The organism is Bacillus sp. NP157 (genome assembly GCA_018889975.1).
Lineage (GTDB): Bacteria > Pseudomonadota > Gammaproteobacteria > Xanthomonadales > Rhodanobacteraceae > Luteibacter.
On the sequence record CP076546.1, the window covers coordinates 4,667,955 to 4,686,311 of the forward strand.

The 18,357-nt window shown below is 65.7% G+C and carries 14 protein-coding genes; 5 read left to right on the forward strand and 9 right to left on the reverse strand.

Going from position 1 to position 18,357, the window contains the following annotated elements:
• Positions 1-2 precede the first annotated feature (2 nt).
• The 3 genes from ftsA to lpxC all read left to right on the forward strand — a co-directional run bounded on the left by ftsA (position 3) and on the right by lpxC (position 3,843).
• A complete protein-coding gene (gene ftsA / locus KPL74_21115) occupies positions 3-1,238 on the forward strand; it encodes a cell division protein FtsA (GenBank protein QWT20230.1) in 1,236 nt (411 codons plus the stop codon).
• A gap of 133 nt (positions 1,239-1,371) precedes the next feature.
• Complete coding sequence (ftsZ, locus tag KPL74_21120) at positions 1,372-2,559, forward strand: cell division protein FtsZ (protein ID QWT20231.1); 1,188 nt, start codon at positions 1,372-1,374, stop codon at positions 2,557-2,559.
• Between the two features lie 372 nt (positions 2,560-2,931).
• Entirely contained in the window at positions 2,932-3,843 is a 912-nt protein-coding gene (gene lpxC, locus KPL74_21125) for a UDP-3-O-acyl-N-acetylglucosamine deacetylase (GenBank protein ID QWT20232.1), read from the forward strand.
• 1,115 nt (positions 3,844-4,958) lie between these two features.
• Here the strand turns inward: lpxC and KPL74_21130 are convergent.
• On the reverse strand, positions 4,959-5,417 hold the full coding sequence (locus KPL74_21130) for a DUF721 domain-containing protein (GenBank protein QWT20233.1): 459 nt from the start codon (positions 5,415-5,417) through the stop codon (positions 4,959-4,961).
• 120 nt (positions 5,418-5,537) lie between these two features.
• On the opposite strand from KPL74_21130, the gene KPL74_21135 reads away from it, so the two are divergent.
• A complete protein-coding gene (locus KPL74_21135) occupies positions 5,538-6,368 on the forward strand; it encodes a M23 family metallopeptidase (GenBank protein QWT20234.1) in 831 nt (276 codons plus the stop codon).
• A 134-nt stretch (positions 6,369-6,502) separates the two neighbouring features.
• On the forward strand, positions 6,503-9,208 hold the full coding sequence (gene secA, locus KPL74_21140; protein ID QWT20235.1) for a preprotein translocase subunit SecA: 2,706 nt from the start codon (positions 6,503-6,505) through the stop codon (positions 9,206-9,208).
• Positions 9,209-9,658: 450 nt separating this feature from the next.
• On the opposite strand, the gene KPL74_21145 is transcribed toward secA, so the two are convergent.
• The 8 genes from KPL74_21145 to lptD all read right to left on the reverse strand — a co-directional run bounded on the left by KPL74_21145 (position 9,659) and on the right by lptD (position 18,319).
• Entirely contained in the window at positions 9,659-10,231 is a 573-nt protein-coding gene (locus KPL74_21145) for a hypothetical protein (protein ID QWT20236.1), read from the reverse strand.
• A complete protein-coding gene (locus tag KPL74_21150) occupies positions 10,224-10,769 on the reverse strand; it encodes a hypothetical protein (protein ID QWT20237.1) in 546 nt (181 codons plus the stop codon). The genes KPL74_21145 and KPL74_21150 overlap by 8 nt, the downstream gene beginning before the upstream one ends.
• Positions 10,770-11,284: 515 nt before the next feature.
• Entirely contained in the window at positions 11,285-12,136 is an 852-nt protein-coding gene (locus KPL74_21155) for a symmetrical bis(5'-nucleosyl)-tetraphosphatase (GenBank protein QWT20238.1), read from the reverse strand.
• A 55-nt stretch (positions 12,137-12,191) separates the two neighbouring features.
• Complete coding sequence (gene apaG / locus KPL74_21160; protein QWT20239.1) at positions 12,192-12,575, reverse strand: Co2+/Mg2+ efflux protein ApaG; 384 nt, start codon at positions 12,573-12,575, stop codon at positions 12,192-12,194.
• A 52-nt stretch (positions 12,576-12,627) separates the two neighbouring features.
• Complete coding sequence (rsmA, locus tag KPL74_21165) at positions 12,628-13,407, reverse strand: 16S rRNA (adenine(1518)-N(6)/adenine(1519)-N(6))-dimethyltransferase RsmA (protein QWT20240.1); 780 nt, start codon at positions 13,405-13,407, stop codon at positions 12,628-12,630.
• Positions 13,404-14,399, reverse strand: a complete 996-nt coding sequence (gene pdxA / locus KPL74_21170; GenBank protein ID QWT20241.1) for a 4-hydroxythreonine-4-phosphate dehydrogenase PdxA — start codon at positions 14,397-14,399, stop codon at positions 13,404-13,406. Before pdxA ends, rsmA begins: the two co-directional genes overlap by 4 nt.
• Before the next feature lie 5 nt (positions 14,400-14,404).
• On the reverse strand, positions 14,405-15,775 hold the full coding sequence (locus tag KPL74_21175) for a peptidylprolyl isomerase (protein QWT20242.1): 1,371 nt from the start codon (positions 15,773-15,775) through the stop codon (positions 14,405-14,407).
• A gap of 30 nt (positions 15,776-15,805) precedes the next feature.
• Complete coding sequence (gene lptD / locus KPL74_21180; GenBank protein ID QWT20243.1) at positions 15,806-18,319, reverse strand: LPS assembly protein LptD; 2,514 nt, start codon at positions 18,317-18,319, stop codon at positions 15,806-15,808.
• Positions 18,320-18,357: the final 38 nt, after the last annotated feature.

Sequence of the window (18,357 nt, forward strand, 5' to 3'; positions counted from 1 at the left end):
ACATGAGAAACAAGAACGACAAACAGCTCGTCGTCGGCCTCGACATCGGCACCTCCAAGGTGGTCGCCATCGTGGGCGAATACGAGCCGGGTGAAGCGATCGAGATCATCGGCATCGGCACGCACGTGTCGCGCGGCATGAAGCGCGGCTCGGTGGTCGACATCGAATCGACCGTGCACTCCATCCAGCGCGCGGTGGAAGAAGCCGAGCTGATGGCCGGCTGCGATATCCGCTCGGTGTACGCCTCGATCTCCGGTAGCCACCTGGAAACGCGCAACTCGCACGGCACCGCGGCCATCCGCGACCGCGAGGTGATGGCGGCCGACCTGGAGCAGGTGCTGGAAGCGGCGAGCGCCGTGGCGATCCCGGCCGACCGCAAGGTGCTCTACAAGGAATCGCAGGAATACCGCATCGACGGCCAGGACGGCATCCGCCATCCGGTCGGCATGAGCGGCGTGCGCCTGGAAGCCAGCGTGCACCTGGTCACCGGTGCCGCCAGCGCGGTGCAGAACATCTCCAAGTGCATCCAGCGCTGCGGCCTGTCGGTCGACGAACTGGTGCCCGCCGCGGTGGCCAGCGCGAAGGCCGTGCTGACCGAAGACGAACTCGAACTCGGCGTGTGCCTGGTCGACATCGGCGCCGGCACCACCGACATCGCGATCTATACGCAGGGTGCGATCCGTTACACCAAGTCGCTGCCGGTCGGCGGTGACCAGGTAACGAACGACATCGCGTATGGCGTGCACACACCAACTGCTCACGCGGAAGAGATCAAAATCAAATACGCGTGTGCGCTCGCCCAGCTTGCCCACGCGGAAGAGACCATCCAGGTGCCGAGCGTGGGCGATCGCCCGCCGCGTCGCCTGGCCCGCCAGGCGCTCGCGCAGTCGGTGCAGGCACGCTACGAGGAAATCTTCGAGATGGTGCAGGACGAACTGCGCCGCTCGGGTTACGAAAGCCTCGTCGCCGCCGGCATCGTGCTGACCGGTGGCGCGGCGCGCATGGAAGGCGCGCTCGAACTGGCCGAGGAGATCTTCCACAAGATGGTTCGCATCGGCGTGCCGCAACACGTGTCGGGCCTGGGCGACGTGGTCTCCAGCGAATTGCATTCCACCGGCGTCGGCCTGCTGCTGCACGGTTCGCGCGCCACCGGCGGCGTGCGCCATTCGAATTCGGCGGCAGGCAACGTCGGCAACATGGTCGAGAAGTTCCGTAGCTGGTTTACCAAGAACTTCTAAACGCTTCACCGGATCGTCGGTGCCCGATGGAAGGGGGGCGCCGGGGCAAGAGGATGGCCCGCAACCCATGGCCGACAGGAGTCGGGCACGGGACATAAACCAAAAAAACTAAAAGTTCTGCGGAGGACGGGAAATGTTTGAACTCATCGAAAAGCTGGCACCGAACGCGGTTATCAAGGTCATCGGCGTGGGTGGTGGTGGCGGTAACGCCGTGGCCCACATGGTCAACTCCAATATCGAAGGCGTCGAATTCGTCGTCGCCAACACCGACGCGCAGGCCATGAAGACCTGCGGCGGGCGGACGCACCTGCAGCTCGGCGGCAACGTCACCAAGGGCCTGGGCGCCGGCGCGAATCCGGAAGTGGGCCGCCAGGCCGCGCTGGAAGATCGCGAGCGCATCGAAGAAATGCTCGAAGGCGCCGACATGGTGTTCATCACCTGCGGCATGGGCGGTGGCACCGGTACCGGCGCTGCGCCGGTGGTGGCACAGCTGGCGAAGGAAAAGGGCATCCTCACCGTTGCCGTGGTGACCAAGCCGTTCCCGTTCGAAGGCCGTCGCCGCATGCAGGTCGCCCTGAAGGGTATCGAAGACCTGTCGCAGCACGTCGATTCGCTGATCACCGTGCCGAACGAAAAGCTGCTCTCGGTGCTCGGTCGCGAAGTGACCCTGCTCAACGCGTTCAAGGCCGCCAACGACGTGCTGCTCGGCGCCGTCCAGGGCATCGCCGACCTGATCACGGCCCCGGGCCTGATCAACGTCGACTTTGCCGACGTCCGCACCGTCATGAGCGAGATGGGCATGGCGATGATGGGTTCGGGTACCGCCCGCGGCGACGACCGCGCCCAGGCTGCCGCCGAGTCCGCCATCAACAACCCGCTGCTGGAAGACGTGAACCTTGCCGGCGCCTGCGGCATCCTGGTGAACGTCACGGCCGGTCCGAACCTGACCATGCGCGAGTTCGACGAGATCGGCCGCGTGATCCACGACTTCGCTTCGGAAGACGCGACCGTGGTGATCGGCACCTCGCTCGACCCGGACATGCAGGACGACGTGCGCGTCACCGTCGTGGCCACCGGCCTGAACCGCGGCGTCGCGGCGAAGCAGCCGGCACGCCAGCCGGTGCAGCAGCACGTTGAAATGCGCCAGCGTCCGCGTCCGGTCGTGCTGCGCACGGGCACGGGTAACGAAGTGGTCGATTACGCCCACAGCGAGCCGGTGCCCTCGGTCCGCTCGGAAGCCGCCCCGGCGCCGTCGAAGAACAGCGAGCCGGCGATCGATTATCTCGATATCCCGGCTTTCCTGCGTCGCCAGGCCGACTAACCGGCACCAACGTCTAACCAGGCACGTCATGGAAGACGTGGGGCCTGGCCCGGCATGATGCCGGGCCGCCCGGGTACCCCGCCGCCGTTCCCGTCCGGGCGGCGGGGCACTCCCGTGCCCCCCAAGGGAAATCGGTTCCGCCGTAGGAGCGCCCTGTGCGCGACGGATCGCGGCCCCGATGGGCTTTGCTGTGTCAACCCGGCGACTTCACGGGCGTTTAATGTTCGGTCTCAAATGAGAACCGATCTCACCAATTGCTGAAGGGTTGGTGAAAGCTCGGCCTAACTGTACTGGCCAGTTTGTTTATTCCGAGGTTAAGACTGTGTTAGCATCTCCGCTACACATGGCTGCTGCCACCAAGGTTTGACCCATATGATCAAGCAGCGCACGCTTAAAAATGTCATCCGCGCGACCGGCGTCGGCCTGCATACCGGCGACAAGGTCTACATGACGCTCCGTCCCGCCGCGCCGAACACGGGTATCGTGTTCCGCCGCACTGACCTCAACCCGCCGGTTGAGCTCAAGTCGCGCCCGGAGAACGTCGGTGACACGCGCCTGTCCACCACGCTTACCAATGGCGATGTCCGCGTCTCGACGGTTGAGCATCTGCTCTCGGCGATGGCGGGCCTCGGCATCGACAACGCTTATGTCGACCTCTCGGCGCCCGAAGTGCCGATCATGGACGGCAGCGCCGGTCCGTTCGTGTTCCTGATCCAGTCCGCTGGCATCGAGGAGCAGGAGGCGCCGAAGCGTTTCATCCGTATCAAGAAGCCGGTCGTGGTTCGCGACGGCGACAAGTGGGCGAAGCTCGAGCCGTTCGACGGCTTCAAGGTGGGCTTCTCGGTCGAGTTCGACCACCCGCTGTTCAACAAGCGCAATTCCCGGGCCGAGATGGATTTCTCGACCACGTCGTTCGTCAAGGAAGTCAGCCGCGCCCGCACCTTCGGTTTCATGCGTGACATCGAAGCCCTGCGCGAGCGCAACCTGACCCTGGGCGGTTCGATGGATAACGCCGTGGTCCTGGACGACTATCGCGTGCTGAATGAAGACGGCCTTCGTTATGACAACGAGTTCGTCAAGCACAAGATCCTCGACGCGATCGGCGATATCTACATGCTGGGCCACAGCCTGATCGGTGCGTACAGCGCGCACAAGTCGGGTCACGAGCTGAACAACAAGCTGCTCCGCCAGCTGATGGCTGACCAGGCTGCCTGGGAAGAAGTGAGCTTCAAGGATCCGGCCAAGGCGCCGATTTCCTACGCCCACCCCGCGCAAGCCGTCTAATCCCGGCCTGCCCGCCGAAGACGCCGCCCCCGGGCGGCGTTTTCGTTTATGCGGTTGCCGCTTGCGCGGCCATGCCCGACTAACCGCCGCCCCGTAGGAGCGCGCCTGCGCGCGATTGGGTCCGCGCGGGCGCTCGTACGTGGCCGCAGGACAGCCCTCGGTGCCTACCCTCGCTGCTCAGACAGGTCCTCCGCGCTCGATAAGGTTGGCCGCAGCCGCGGCCCATGTATTTGATTGCCCTGCGGGCGCTCGCTTGTGCGGAACTCGCCTCGAGGGTAGGCGCCGAGGGCTCTCCTCATCCTTGCCGCGACCGGGTCGGAGAGCCCAGGTGCCGGCACCCCGCCTGACGGCACAGCACTTGTAGGAGCGCGCCTGCGCGCGAACAGCCAACAGCGCGGCAACGCCGCTCAGCCAATTGCCATCAATTTGCATCGAACGAAGGTCCAGGCCTAATCGCCCCGCCGGCGATGATTTCGATCAACGCGAAGGGTGGTGGCAATGACCCACGAAGAACGCTGTCGCCGGGTGAACCGCTGGCCTGCATGAATGCATAGCCTCATTCGCTCGGAGCCGAGTTGAGGGTTCGCGCGCGGGCGCGCTCCTGCAAGAGCTGGCGCGGCGTCAGGGATGCCGACGGCGCGGCTGTCCATCCAGTTCGCGACACGGATGAAGACAGCCCTCGGTGCCTACCCTCGAGGCGAGTTCGTGGCGGCGAGGGGGGCGGGCGGGAAAAGCCCGAAGGGGGCCGGCCACGATGGCCGGCCGTTCTTGCCGAGGCAGGATGCCGAGTCAAGAACCTCCGCCCGGCAGCCGGTGCGCGGCCGTAGGCCAATAAGAAAACGGGCTGCGGAGCAGCCCCTCCCTGTCGCACGCCAGAACGCTGTCTGAGCAGCGAGGGTAGGCACCGAGGGCTGTCCTGCGGCCACGTATGAGCGCCGCGCGGACGGCATTCGCGCGCAGGCGCGCTCCTACAAGGGCGAAACGTGATCGGGGTCACGTTCGTGATTTTTATGTGGAGGCCGGGTGTTCGGGGCGTGTAGGCGTGCTATAAAGTTCGCCCGCCGGACGATCCGGTGGGTCTTACGGATCGACATGGGTCGAACGTAAGTAACGGATTACTCAGGCTTATCGGCCACGGAGGCCAAATCAAGGAAGAGATCCCGCAACGTGGGATCGGAAAGTGACGCCGCAGCCGCCCGCAGATGCCGGGCAGCCCCGGCGGAAAGCGGTTTGAGCGGGTCGGGGCCTGGTGCCTCGACCGGCAGGGGGGCCACTTTCACGGCAACCGAGAAGGCCTTCGCGCCAATGGCGCGGGAAGCTTCAAGGATCTGCGCCTGGTACAGGCGCACCCGCGAAGCCCAGGCCGACGAGGGCGCAAGGAAGACGAGCCTGCCGTCGCGCAGGTCCGCAAGGCGGACGTGGTCGCGCAACGGCGCAGGCAACGTCGCGCGCAGCTTGCGGTCCAGTGTGTCGAGCTCGCGAGCCCGTTCGGCGAGCCTGGCGACAGGCCCGACGTCGGCGATGGACTTGAGTCCACGCGTAGGGCGGCGGGTTGACTGGGACGGCGGTGGCATTAGACCGGCTGGAACTTATTCGATAAAGAACGTATGCAGATCATACTCGTGTCACGCGGCCGAAAAGGCCCAAAAACGCTCGACCTCGCTTGCCGGCGCCTGCGCTGCAAGGTCGCGGTCATGGCGATCGCTGGTGTCGTCGGCGTCGCCGGCGTCGGTGCGGCCCTGGCCCTGGCCATCGCCGGCCCCCGCCATCCGGTGGCGAGCGCCGCCCAGGCCGATCCGGCCGCCCGCCTTGCGAAGATCGAGGCTGACTCCCAGCGCGACATCGACGCCCTGGCCGTCAAGCTCGGCCAGCTCCAGGCCCAGTCGATCCGTCTCAACGCCCTCGGCGAGCGCCTGACCCAGGTCGGCAAGCTCGACGACGGTGAGTTCAACTTCAACGAGGATCCGGGCCAGGGTGGCCCCGAACTGACCACTACCAGCGACGCCACGGCGCTCGCCCCGGCCAGCCTCAACCAGGATATCGACGACCTGGCCGGGCAGTTCGATGCCCAGCAGGCCCAGCTCGAAGCCCTGCGCGACCTGCTACTCGACCGCAAGATCGAATCCAGCCTGCGTCCCACCGGGATGCCGGTGAACGGCTACATTTCGTCCTTCTTCGGTGGCCGGCCCGATCCGTTCAGCGGGCACAGCGCCCGCCATACGGGCATCGACATCGCCGCGCCGACCGGTACCCCGGTCACCGCGGTGGCCGAGGGCATGGTGACCTTCGCCGGCCAGCGCAACGGCTACGGCGACGTGATCGAGATCGACCACGGCAACGGCTACATGACCCGCTACGCCCACAACAGCAAGCTGGTCGCCAGCGTGGGCCAGCGCGTGCACGTCGGCGACACGATCGCCCGCGCAGGCTCCACCGGCCGCTCGACCGGGTCGCACGTGCATTTCGAGGTCTGGTACCACGATCACGTGGTCAATCCGCTGGCCTTCGTTCGCAGCCACCGTTGAGACGGACTTGAATGGCGGCCTTGCGCCGCCATTAAAAGGCAAGTTGAGGGGCGCCCGTAGTATGATCGTCCCTTCGTGCCCGGCGGGTTTTGCCCCGTACGGCATTCCCTTTTTGTTTCAGATCCGGATGATCGATGTTCAATCGTGCCCTGACGAGTATTTTCGGCAGCCGTAACGACCGCGTGCTGCGCGACCTTTCCAAGACGGTCAAGCGCATCAACGCCCTCGAGCCGGACTTCGAGAAGCTTTCCGACGACGCCTTGCGCGGCAAGACGGACGAATTCCGCCAGCGCCTCGCGGCCGGCGAAACCCTGGACAAGCTGCTGCCCGAAGCCTTCGCGGTCACCCGCGAGGCGGCCAAGCGCGTGCTTGGCATGCGCCATTACGACGTACAGATGATCGGCGGCATGGTCCTGCACATGGGCCGCATCGCCGAAATGCGCACGGGCGAGGGCAAGACCCTGGTCGGTACGCTGCCGGTGTACCTCAATGCGCTGGAAGGCAAGGGCCTGCACGTCGTCACCGTGAACGACTACCTGGCTCGCCGCGACTCGGCGCAGATGGGCAAGCTGTACAACTTCCTCGGCCTGTCGGTCGGCGTGGTGTACCCGGGCATGGACCACGCCGACAAGCGTGGCGCCTACGCCGCGGATATCACCTACGGCACCAACAACGAGTTCGGCTTCGACTACCTGCGCGACAACATGGCGCTCAGCAGGGACCAGCGCTACCAGCGCGGCCTGCACTACGCCATCGTCGACGAAGTCGATTCGATCCTGATCGACGAAGCGCGTACCCCGCTGATCATCTCGGGCCCGGCCGAAGATTCCCCGCAGCTCTACATCGCGGTGAACAAGGTCGTGCCGCTGCTGACGCGCCAGGAAGCCGAAGATGGCGCCGGCGATTACTTCGTCGACGAGAAGCAGAAGCAGGTGCACATGTCCGAAGAGGGCATGGAGCACGCCGAGCAGATCCTGCGCCAGGCCGGTGTCATCGAGCCGGACAGCGGCCTGTACGATTCGAAGAACCTCGCCGTCGTCCACCACCTCAACGCGGCGCTGCGCGGCAACGCGATCTACCAGCGCGACGTGGACTACATCGTGCGCGACGGCGAAGTCATCATCGTCGACGAGTTCACCGGCCGTACGCTGGCGGGTCGCCGCTGGTCCGATGGCCTGCACCAGGCGGTGGAAGCGAAGGAAGGCGTGCCCATCCAGCGCGAGAACCAGACGCTGGCGACGGTGACGTTCCAGAACCTGTTCCGCATGTACAAGAAGCTGGCCGGCATGACCGGTACGGCCGATACCGAAGCCTACGAATTCCAGTCGGTGTATGGCCTTGAAGTGGTCGTCATCCCGACCCACAAGCCGATGGTCCGCAAGGACAACCCGGACATGGTGTTCCTCGGCCCCGACGCCAAGTTCAAGGCCGTCATCGCCGACATCAAGGAATGCTTCGAGAAGGGCCAGCCGGTGCTGGTCGGTACCGCGTCGATCGACGTGTCCGAACTGGTTTCCGGCCTGCTCAAGAAAGAACGCATCCCGCACGAAGTGCTCAACGCCAAGCAGCACGAACGCGAAGCGCACATCGTGGCCCAGGCCGGTGCGCCGGCGGCCGTGACCATCGCCACCAACATGGCCGGTCGCGGTACCGACATCGTGCTCGGCGGTAGCCTCGAGGCGGCGCTTGCCGCGTTGCCGGCCGAAGCGACCGACGCCGATCGCGAGACGCTGCGCAGCGACTGGAAGAAGCGTCACGAGCAGGTGCTCGCTTCGGGTGGCCTGCACATCATCGGTACCGAACGCCACGAATCCCGCCGCATCGACAACCAGCTGCGTGGCCGTTCCGGCCGCCAGGGCGATCCGGGTTCGTCCCGTTTCTACCTGTCGCTGCAGGACAGCCTGATGCGCATCTTCGGCGGCGAACGTATCGGCCGCTGGATGCAGATGTTCGGCATGAAGGACGATGAGGCGCTGGAAGATCGCCTGATCACCCGCCAGATCGAGAAGGTGCAGCGCAAGGTCGAGCAGCACAACTTCGACATCCGCAAGAACCTCCTCGACTTCGACGACGTCGCCAACGACCAGCGCAAGGTGATCTACGCGCAGCGTGACGAATTGCTCGAAGCCGACGACATTTCGGACATGGTCCGCGACATCCGCCTCGACGTGATCGAGGGCCTGGTGCGTCGTTTCGTGCCGGCCGATTCGATCGACGACCAGTGGGATATCCCGGCGCTGGATCGTGAACTGGCCAGCGAACTGAACCTGCGCCTCGACGTTGCCCACTGGCTGGAAAGCCACAAGGAAGCGGATGCGGAGACGATCCTCGACCACGTGCGTGAGTCGGTCGATGCGATGTTCGCGGAGAAGGAAGTGCAGGTCGGTGCCGAGACCATGCGTTCGCTCGAGAAGCACGTGATGCTTTCGGTGGTCGATAACGCGTGGAAGGAGCACCTGGCGAGCATGGATTACCTGCGCCAGGGTATCTACCTGCGTGGTTATGCGCAGAAGCAGCCGAAGCAGGAGTTCAAGCGCGAGTCGTTTGAGCTGTTTGCCGAGATGCTTGACCGGATCAAGGCGGAAGTCGTACAGATGCTCGCCCGCGTGCGTATTCGCAGCGAGGATGAAGTGGCGGCGATGGAGGCTGAGCAGATCCGCGCGGCTGAGGCGCAGCGCCTGCAGTTCCAGCATGCGGATGCGCAGGCGATCGGTAGCGGCGGTGCCGCGACCGATGCGGCGCCGACGGTGCTTGCGGACGGCCCGAAGGTCGGTCGCAATGACCCGTGTCCCTGCGGCTCCGGCAAGAAGTACAAACACTGCCACGGCCAGCTGACCTGACCCACGAAAAACCCGCCCCCCGGCGGGTTTTTCTTTATGCGGTTGCCGCTGGCGCGGCCATGCCCCACCGCCTCCGGCCGCGCTACCACGGCCGTCGGCCGAACCGCTGCCCTGTAGGAGCGCGCCTGCGCGCGATGGCCGTCCGCGCGGCGCTCGTACCTGCACGCAGGACAGCCCTCGGTGCCTACCCTCGCTGCTCAGACAGCGTTCTGGCGTGCGACAGGGAGGGGCTGCTCCGCAGCCCGTATTCTTATTGGCCTACGGCCGCGCACCGGGTGCCGGGCGGAGGTTCTTGATTCGGCATCCTGCCTCAACAAGAACGGCCGGCCATCGTGGCCGGCCCCCTTCGGGCTTTTTCCGCCCGCCACCCTCGCCGCCACGAACTCGCCTCGAGGGTAGGCACCGAGGGCTGTCTTCATCCCTGAGGGGGCGGGTAGGGAGAAACAAGAGCTATGGGCGCGAAGCCTCGTGAGGCCTGTCGCGTCGCCTGTCAGTGGTGGTGTCGAACTTGAATGCGCAGCAATTGATAGCGCCTTCCACGATGGCGGCGATCTCATAAAAGGTCGTGGCATTCGGTCGCCGCTTTGGCAGCCAGTATTCGCCATGCGCCAGCCAATGCCGAAACTCGTAAGCCGTGCCTATCCTGTTGTATTCGACATGGCTGAGGTGACCCTCTTTGAGCCATGTCTTAACAAGGTCGTCCATAAGCGCGGCTTTGCGGCGCTTGCGGTGAAAGACTCGGATGAGCCTCCTGGATAAAGGATCCTTGAGCTTGCGCTTTGCACGATAGAGGTAGTCGACCCGAAAGGACGCTTCGAGACAGGCCATGAGCGATATGACGCCCTGCCTGCCGAGGCGGTTGATCGTGTCTCGCCGCGTGTTGCTCAGTTCGAGGTCGTTGGCCCCTTCGAATGTGTCGCGCGTGCAAAAGGCGACTTCGACGGCGCCTCTGACCAGGTCATGGTGATTCACAACCTCACGATATGTCGGAAAGCGCGGACTGACCGAAAAAATATCATCCATGCGCAACGGCGATGATTGCGTCGGTGAGGCTCGTCTCAGTCAGCTCTCGATAGTGGATGTTCGGCGGGTTGGGCGAAACCTTCCAGACGAAACTTTGTACCTTTCGCAGATCGGCGGCATACGCTGCGGTGGCATCGCGTTCTCGCAACGCTCCCCGTGCCGCTGCGAGCATGGGTTTGGTTGCGTCTGGAGCGACAAGGACAAAGGGCAGGGTATCCCGGCCGCCGACCAGGTCGACTCGCCCCAGCACCCCGAAAAGATAGGTGCCTACGGGAATGAATTCGGCGTCGGAATGCCCGAAGTCGAGCCTGAGTGTTGGAGCCTTGTAGTTCCCTAAGGGATCTTCATAGGCGTTGATCGAGCCTCGTTGGATTCGGAACTTGCCGCGTTCCACGTACTCGTCCAGCGAGGTTTCAACGGTCGCATACAGGTCTTCGACCCTGGCCAACCAGGCCTTCCTTCGAACGTCGATGTTGCCGTACGCCGTCCGGCGTTCACGCTGACGATCCAGAAAGGCTTCGAACTTCTCGTTATGCATGTGCAGTTCCATCGCGCGCACGGCTTCTCCTCGTAAGTCGCTGGACCAGCGACGTGCCAAATGCGCATGTTAAGCAACGTCGACAGGCCGAAGCAGCGTCCTCCATCGACAGGACGCGAAGGCGATCGACTATCTCGTTGTAGGCGAATGCTGTCAGTTGGCCGCCACCGTGCCGTGACCCAGGCTCTTCCGTCCCGGTTGCGACACGGATGAAGAGAGCCCTCGGTGCCTACCCTCGAGGCGAGTTCCGCACAAGCGAGCGGCCGTAGGCCGATTAAATACATGGGCCGCGGCTGCGGCCAACCTTGTCGAGCGCGGAGGACCTGTCTGAGCAGCGAGGGTAGGCACCGAGGGCTGTCCTGCGGGCAGGTTCGAGCGCCGCGCGGACGGCATTCGCGCGCAGGCGCGCTCCTACAGGAGCCATGCCAGCGCCGAGGTTCGGCCGAAGGCCGTAGCGGTTCGGCCGGAGGCCGTGGGGGCATGCGGCGCGAAGCGGCGAACCGCCTCGAACCGCTTCAGTCGCCGCCGCCCTTGGGCTTCTGGCGGTGCGGCTCGGCTTGCACGGTGATGTACTCCGGCTCCTCCGTGTCCAGGCGCATCGCCGTCAGCTGGCCGCCCCAGACACAACCCGTATCGATCGCATACACGCCAAGGCCCGCAAAGCGACCCAGCGCCGACCAATGGCCGCAGACGATCTTCGTCTCACGCTTACGCATGCCCGGCACTTCAAACCACGGATACATCCCCGGCTTCTGCGTACCCGGGCGGTCCTTGCCCTCGAAATCGATCCGCCCGTTCACATCGCAATAGCGCATGCGGGTCAGCGTATTGATCGTCGCGCGATGACGCTCCACGCCCTGCAGCCGATTCGTCCATGCCGCCGGGCGATTGCCGAACAGATTCTTCAGCAGCCGCTGGTGACGCACGCCGCCGAGCTCACGCTCCACTTCCAGCGCAGCGCGCTGCGCCTGGCGGAGCGTCCAGATCGGCGCCATGCCGGCGTGGATCATCGTCCAGCCCAGCGCTTCGTCGTGGTGCAGGAGCTTCTGCATGCGCAGCCACTCGAGCAGCACGGGTGCGTCGTCGGCGAACAGCACTTCGCGCAGCTCGGGATTCACCCGCTGCTGCGCGTCCTCGCGGCGCTGGCCGATGGCCAGCAGCGACAGGTCGTGGTTGCCCAGCGTGATGATGCTGCGCTCGCGCAGCGAGTGGATCAGTCGCAGCGTCGCCAGCGATTCACCGCCGCGATTGACCAGGTCGCCGCAGAACCACAGCTGGTCGGCAGCGGGATCGAAGCGGATTTTCTCCAGCATGCGCTGGAGCTCGGGGTAGCAACCCTGGACGTCGCCGATCGCGTAGACGGCCATCAGTCCAGGTGCTCCGTGCTGCCGCGGGGGGCATTTTCGCTATCCATGCGGTGTCCTAGTGCAGCGTGCGCGGGATGGAGAGGACGAAGGCGGGGATCGGCGCGTCGAAACGCGTGCCGTCGTCGGCCACCATGCAATAGCTGCCCGCCATCGTGCCGACGGCGGTTTCCAGCACCGCGCCCGAGGTGTATTCGTAGGTGTCGCCGGGACGCATCCAGGGCTGCTCGCCCACGACGCCGTCACCGCGCACTTCTTCCACCTTCCCGTTGGCGTCGGTGATCACCCAGTGCCGCGTGAGCAGCTGGGCGCCGGTGTCGCCCGCGTTGCGCAGCGTGATCGTGTACGCGAAGACGTAACGGTTATCGCCGGGGTGCGACTGGTCGGGGACGAAGCGGGATTCGACCTCCACGTCGATCGTGTAGGGGTTTTTCGAGTTCATGCAGCGATTGTGTGGGACGCGGGAGGGGTGGGCAAGTATTCCCGCAACATGTTCACGTGGCGTTCGCGAGCTTCACGAAATCCGACGGTGAAAGCGTCTCCGCGCGGGCTCGCGGGTCGATCCCCAGTTCGCGGATGGTGGCCTCGTCGACCAGGCCCTTCAGCGTGTTGGACAAAGTCTTACGCCGCATGGCGAACGCGGCCTTCACGACGGCGTGGATTTTCGCCGGATCGCCCTTGGGGAGCTGGTCCGGCGGCAATGGGACGAGTCTCACCACGGCCGAATCCACCTTCGGCGGCGGCCGGAAGGCGCCCGGGGGCACCGTGAACAGCGGCGTCACCTTGCAGGCCAGCTGCAGCATCACGCTCAGGCGGCCGTAAACCTTGCTGCCCGGCTCGGCGGCCATGCGGTCCACCACTTCCTTCTGCAGCATGAAGTGCATGTCCTGGATCGCGGCGGCGTGGTCGACGCAATGGAACAGGATCGGGCTGGAAATGTAGTAGGGCAGGTTCCCGGCGATGCGCAGGCGCTCGGCGCCGAGTTCGCGCGCCAGGGCGGTGAAATCGACCTTCAGCACGTCCGAGTGCACGATGCGCAGCTCGCCGATCGGCGCGGCGCGTGCCTGCAGCCCGGGGATCAGGTCGGTGTCCAGCTCGATCGCGGTCAGTTTCTTCGCGACGGCGAGCAGGGGCAGCGTCATCGCGCCCTCGCCGGGGCCGATCTCGACCACGGTGTCGCCGTCCCTCGGCGAAATGGACGAGACGATGCGCTCGATGTAGCGCTTCTCGTGGAGGAAGTGCTGGCCGAAGCTTTTCTTGGGGCGTGCGTTCATGCGGCGGCCCGGTGACGGGCAAGTTCCATGGCGAGGCGTGCGGCGGCGAACAGGCTGGCTGGGTCGGCGCGGCCTGTGCCGGCGAGGTCCAGTGCGGTGCCGTGGTCGACCGACGTGCGGATGAAGGGGAGGCCGAGGGTGATGTTGACCGTGCGGTCGAACGCCTCGCTCTTGAGCACCGGGAGTGCCTGGTCGTGGTACATCGCCAGCACCGCGTCGTAGCGCGGGCGCATGGCCGGCACGAAGGCGGTGTCGGCGGGCAAGGGGCCGGCCAGGTCCATCCCGCTGGCGCGCAGGCGCTCAAGCGTGGGGATGATCGTGTCCAGTTCTTCGTGGCCCATGTGGCCGCCTTCGCCCGCGTGCGGGTTGAGGCCGAGCACGGCGATGCGTGGCCGGGCGATCCCGAAGGCCTCGCGTAGCGCGCGGTCGACGATGCCCAGGGTGCGCTCGAGCAGCGGGCCGGTGATGGCGCCCGGCACGGCCGCGAGCGGCAGGTGGGTGGTGGCGAGGGTGACGCGCAGTTCCGGGCTGGCCAGCATCATCACGACATCGGTGCCGGCCCGTTCCGCGAAGAACTCGGTGTGGCCGCTGAACGGCACGCCGGCGTCGTTGATGCTGGATTTCTGTACCGGACCCGTGACCACGGCATCGAAACGCCCGGCGAGGCAGCCGTCGGCGGCGGCACCGAGCATCGCAAGCACGTGTCGGGCGTTGGCCGGGTCGGGGTTGCCGAACCGGACGGCGGCGCCGAGCGGCACGTGGTGCACGCGCAGGTGGCCGGCAGGGCGGTGGGCGATTCGCTGGCCGTCGTCGTCGACGAGGCTGAGGGTGACGCCGCAGGCGTGGGCTGCCTGGCGCAGCAGGTCGCGATCGGTGATGGCGACGAGGTCGGCGGCCAGGTCGCTGGCCGCCAGCCTTGCAAGCAGTTCGGGTCCGACCCCGGCAGGCTCACCGGCGGTGACGGCGAGCCGTGGCAGGGTCGTCGCGTTCATGCCCTTTATTTCGAGGCCGAAGCCTGCTTGTCGTCCGGGTCTTTCAGCTCGGGCACGCGGATGTCGACGAACGACGACGAGCGCAGTTCGCGCAGGTAGTTGTCGTAAGCCTCGTCGGCCTTGCGGTTACCGATGGCCTGGCGGGCCTGGTTACGCTGCGATTCGTCGGTGACGTCGCTCTGGCGGGTGCCAAGGCGCTGCATCACGATCCAGCCGGCGTCGGTCTGGAACGGCTTGGACACTTCGTTGTCCTTCAGCCCGTCGATCTGCGTGGCGACGGCCTGGCCCCAGGCATCCTTCTGGAACCAGCCCATGTCACCGCCCGCGTTCGCGGTGGTGTTGTCCTTCGAGTCGTCCTTCGCCAGCTTGGCGAAGTCTTCGTGCTTTTCGGTCACGCGGGCGTAGATGTCGCCGGCCTTCTTCTCCGCCTGTTCGGGCGTGACGATTTCCGACGGTTTGATCAGGATCTGGCGCGCGTGGTACTCGGTCACGACCTGGCGACCCGGCTGGCGGGTCTCGACCAGCTTCAGGATATGGAAGCCGGTGGGGCCGCGCATGGCCGGGGTGGTGTCGCCGGGCTTGAGCGAAGACACCGCGTCGGCGAACGCCGGCGGCACTTCGTCGAGGCGGCGCCAGCCCAGGTCACCGCCCTCGAGGGCGTCGGGGGCGTCGGAATAACGGATGGCGGCGGCGTTGAAGTCCATGCCGCCCTTGACGGCCTTGATCGCTTCCTCGGCCTTGGCCTGGGCTGCCGCGATGTCGTTCGCGCCGCCTTCGGCCGGGGTGCTGACCTGGATGTGCGCCAGGTGCACCTCACCGGCCTTGTAGGTCGGGCTGGCCAGCAGGTTGTTCACTTCGGCGTCGGTCACCGTGACCTGGTCGCGGACGACGCTCTCATGCAGCTTCTGGGTGATCAGCTGGTCGGACAGCTGCGAACGGAAGGCGGCGAAGCCCATGCCGTCCTGCTCGACCGCGCCACGCAGCTGGTCGGGCGTCATCTTGTTCTGCTGGGCCACGTTGGCGACGGCCTGGTCCACGTCCTGGTCGGTCACGTGGATGTTCTGGTCGCCGGCGCGCTGGACCTGCAGCTTCATGAGGATGAGGCGGTCGAGCACCTGGCGGGCCAGGACGTCTTGCGGCGGCAGCTGGCCGGGATTGGCGGCGTACTGCTTGACGACGGCGTTCATCGCCTCGTTCAGCTCGCTCTGCAGGATGACGTCGTCCTCCACCACCGCCACGATGCGGTCGATCGAGCCATTGCCCATGGCGGCGCCGGCCTGGGCCGGCTGGGCCTGCGGCATGAGCTGGGCGTGGGCGACGGGTACGGCCGCGAGGACGGCAGCGGCGAGCACGGAGTAAACGAGGATCTGCTTCATCGAATAGGGAGCCCGGGGCGCTCGCCCCACTTATTGATAGCCAAGGATAGCACGCCGCAGGTACTGGCCCGACTGGGGGTTCAGGGAGCCCAGCCCCTTGAATTCCAGCTCGAACATGATCGCGTTGTTGGTCCGCCGGGTGTAATCCTGGACGTAGTGGCGGCCCAGGATACGGAAGGCGACGCAGCAGCTGTCGTATTCGACGCCCGCGGTCGCTTCCAGCGTGCGGTGGGAGAACGCGAACGAGGTGAAGTTGATGCCGTCGGCGGTCACCGGCACGATGTCGCGGCGGGCAAACACCCAGCGCGCCAGGGCGCGCCAGCGTTCCGACACGGGGTAGACCACGGACGTGTCGAATTGTTCCATGACGTTGCGGCGGTAGCGGTACGAGAAGTTCAGCACGCCGTCGCCCTTGATCCGGCGCTGGATCTGCACCGTGGCCAGGTCGGTGTCATGGCCCTGCAGCCCGTACTGGCCGTTGTCGGGATTGGGGTAGATGCGGGCCTTGTCGTTCGGGTTCCACTGGTACGCGCTGTTAAGCCGCCACTTGTCGTTGAGCTGGATGGCAAACTGGGCCACGTAGTCCGACCCGTTGTAGTCGGTGGGCAGCACGCCCGGCATCTGCACTTTCTGGTCGGTCAGGTAGCGGATCTGGCCGATACCCGCCGAGACGCGTTCCACGCCGTTGTCGTCGAGCAGGCGGCTGGTAAGCGCCAGGGTGACGTTGTTGGCGTCCATCTGGCGGTCGGCGCCGGCGAAGCGATTGGTGGTGAACAGCTGCCAGAAATCGAACGACATCTCGTTGGTGTCGAAAGCAGGCAGGTTGTTCTGGTTGCGGTAGGGCACGTACAGGTAATACAGGCGCGGCTCGAGCGTCTGGGTGTAGTCGGTGCCGAACATGCGCGTGGCGCGGTCGAAGACCAGTCCGGTGTCGAGGCTTGCGATGGGCAGGGCACGCGTCGGCGTACGGTCGGGGTAGGCCGTCTTGTCGTTGCCGTTATCCAGCTGGTAGCCGGTGAAGCGGTATTCCAGACGCGGGCGCACGAACCAGGCCGGGCCGCCGAAATCGGCGGCAAGATAGGGAGCGAGGTCGAGGCGGTTGCCGTCGATCTGACCAGGCGCCTTGTCCAGCTTGCGGAAGGCCACGGCCTCGGTGTCCGCGCCGAAATCCAGCCAGGAGTTCACGGGTACGTCGAGGTTGAACGTGGCACGCGGCCAGCGACGGTACGGTGCCACGTAGTTGGGCAGGCCGGGATCGACGTTCTGGTAATCATCCGCGCCCAACGCGGCGCTCCAGTACTTGCCGCCCTTCGATACGTACACGCTCGAGGTCAGGATGCCTACTGCAGAGGTGTAGAGATCGTTGCCGAAGTCGCGAAAGTATTCATTGTCAGACGCACGGTTGATGTTGGCCGACAGCGTGAAGCCGTCGCCGAGCGCCGTGTTGTTCGTGATCTGGGCCAGGTAACGCTGCTTGGAGTTACCGCGGTCGCCAAACTGCGAGAAATCCGTATCCGTGCCCTTGTCGTTGCCCAGGTACTCCACGTAGAACGTGCCGTTCGACTTCGGCAGCAGGTAGCGGAATTCCGCGCCGAGCATCGGGCCGCGCTCGGTGTAGTAGCGCGGCGTCACCGTGGCGTCGTAGTTCGGCGCCAGGTTGAAATAGTACGGGATCGACAGGTACGTGCCCGAGTGGCTCGACGAGCCGAACGTCGGGTAGAGGAAGCCGCTCTTGCGCCGGTCGTCCAGCGGGAAGGTGAAATAGGGCAGGTACATGAAGGGCACGCCCTTGAAGCGCATGGTGGCGCTCCGGGCCACGCCGACGCCGGTGTCCTTGTTCAGGTCGACCGTCTTGGCGCGGAATTCCCACTGGTGCTTGCCCACGTCGCACGTGGAGTAGGTGGCCAGGCGCATGCGCCCGTGCATCGGGTCGGTCACCTTTGCGTGGTCGGCCACGCCGTTGCCGCGCGACTGCAGCAGCTGGTAGGTGACGTTGTCGGCGTCGCCCTGGTTCGGCGTGGTGGTGCCGGTCATGCGGTCGGCACGCAGCAGCATGCCGGCTTCCTGGTAGCGCACGTTGCCCTTGGCGTCGTACGCGGTGGAGTCCGCGTTGTAGGTCACGTCCTCGGCCTGGAGCACCTGGTCGGCACGCTGCAGGCGCACGCCGCCAGTCATGTGGTAGAGGTTCGGCTCGGGTGTTTCGACCTTCACGCCCTGGGTGGCGTTGATGTTCGACACCGTGTCGGTCACCGCGGTGTCGCGCAGCGTGGTGTCCTTGGTGATGGTCGGATCGTAGAAATCCAGCATCGCGTTGGGGCTGCACTGCAGGTAGCTGACCGGCCGCGGCGCGCAGACGAAGGAGCCCAGCTTGCAGGTCTCGACTTCGGTGGCCGCGGTCGGCGAAGGCGCGGGCGATGCCGTAGGCGTGGTGCCGGCCGACGGGGTCGACTGGGCCTGGGCTTGCCAGGCGGTGGCGGAAACGACGATGGCGATGGCGCTCGCCAGCAGGCGGCGTTTAGGCAGGATGCTGATGCGAGGCGTCACGGGCGGGGTCTTGTCCGTTGCAAAGGCCGCCAACTTAG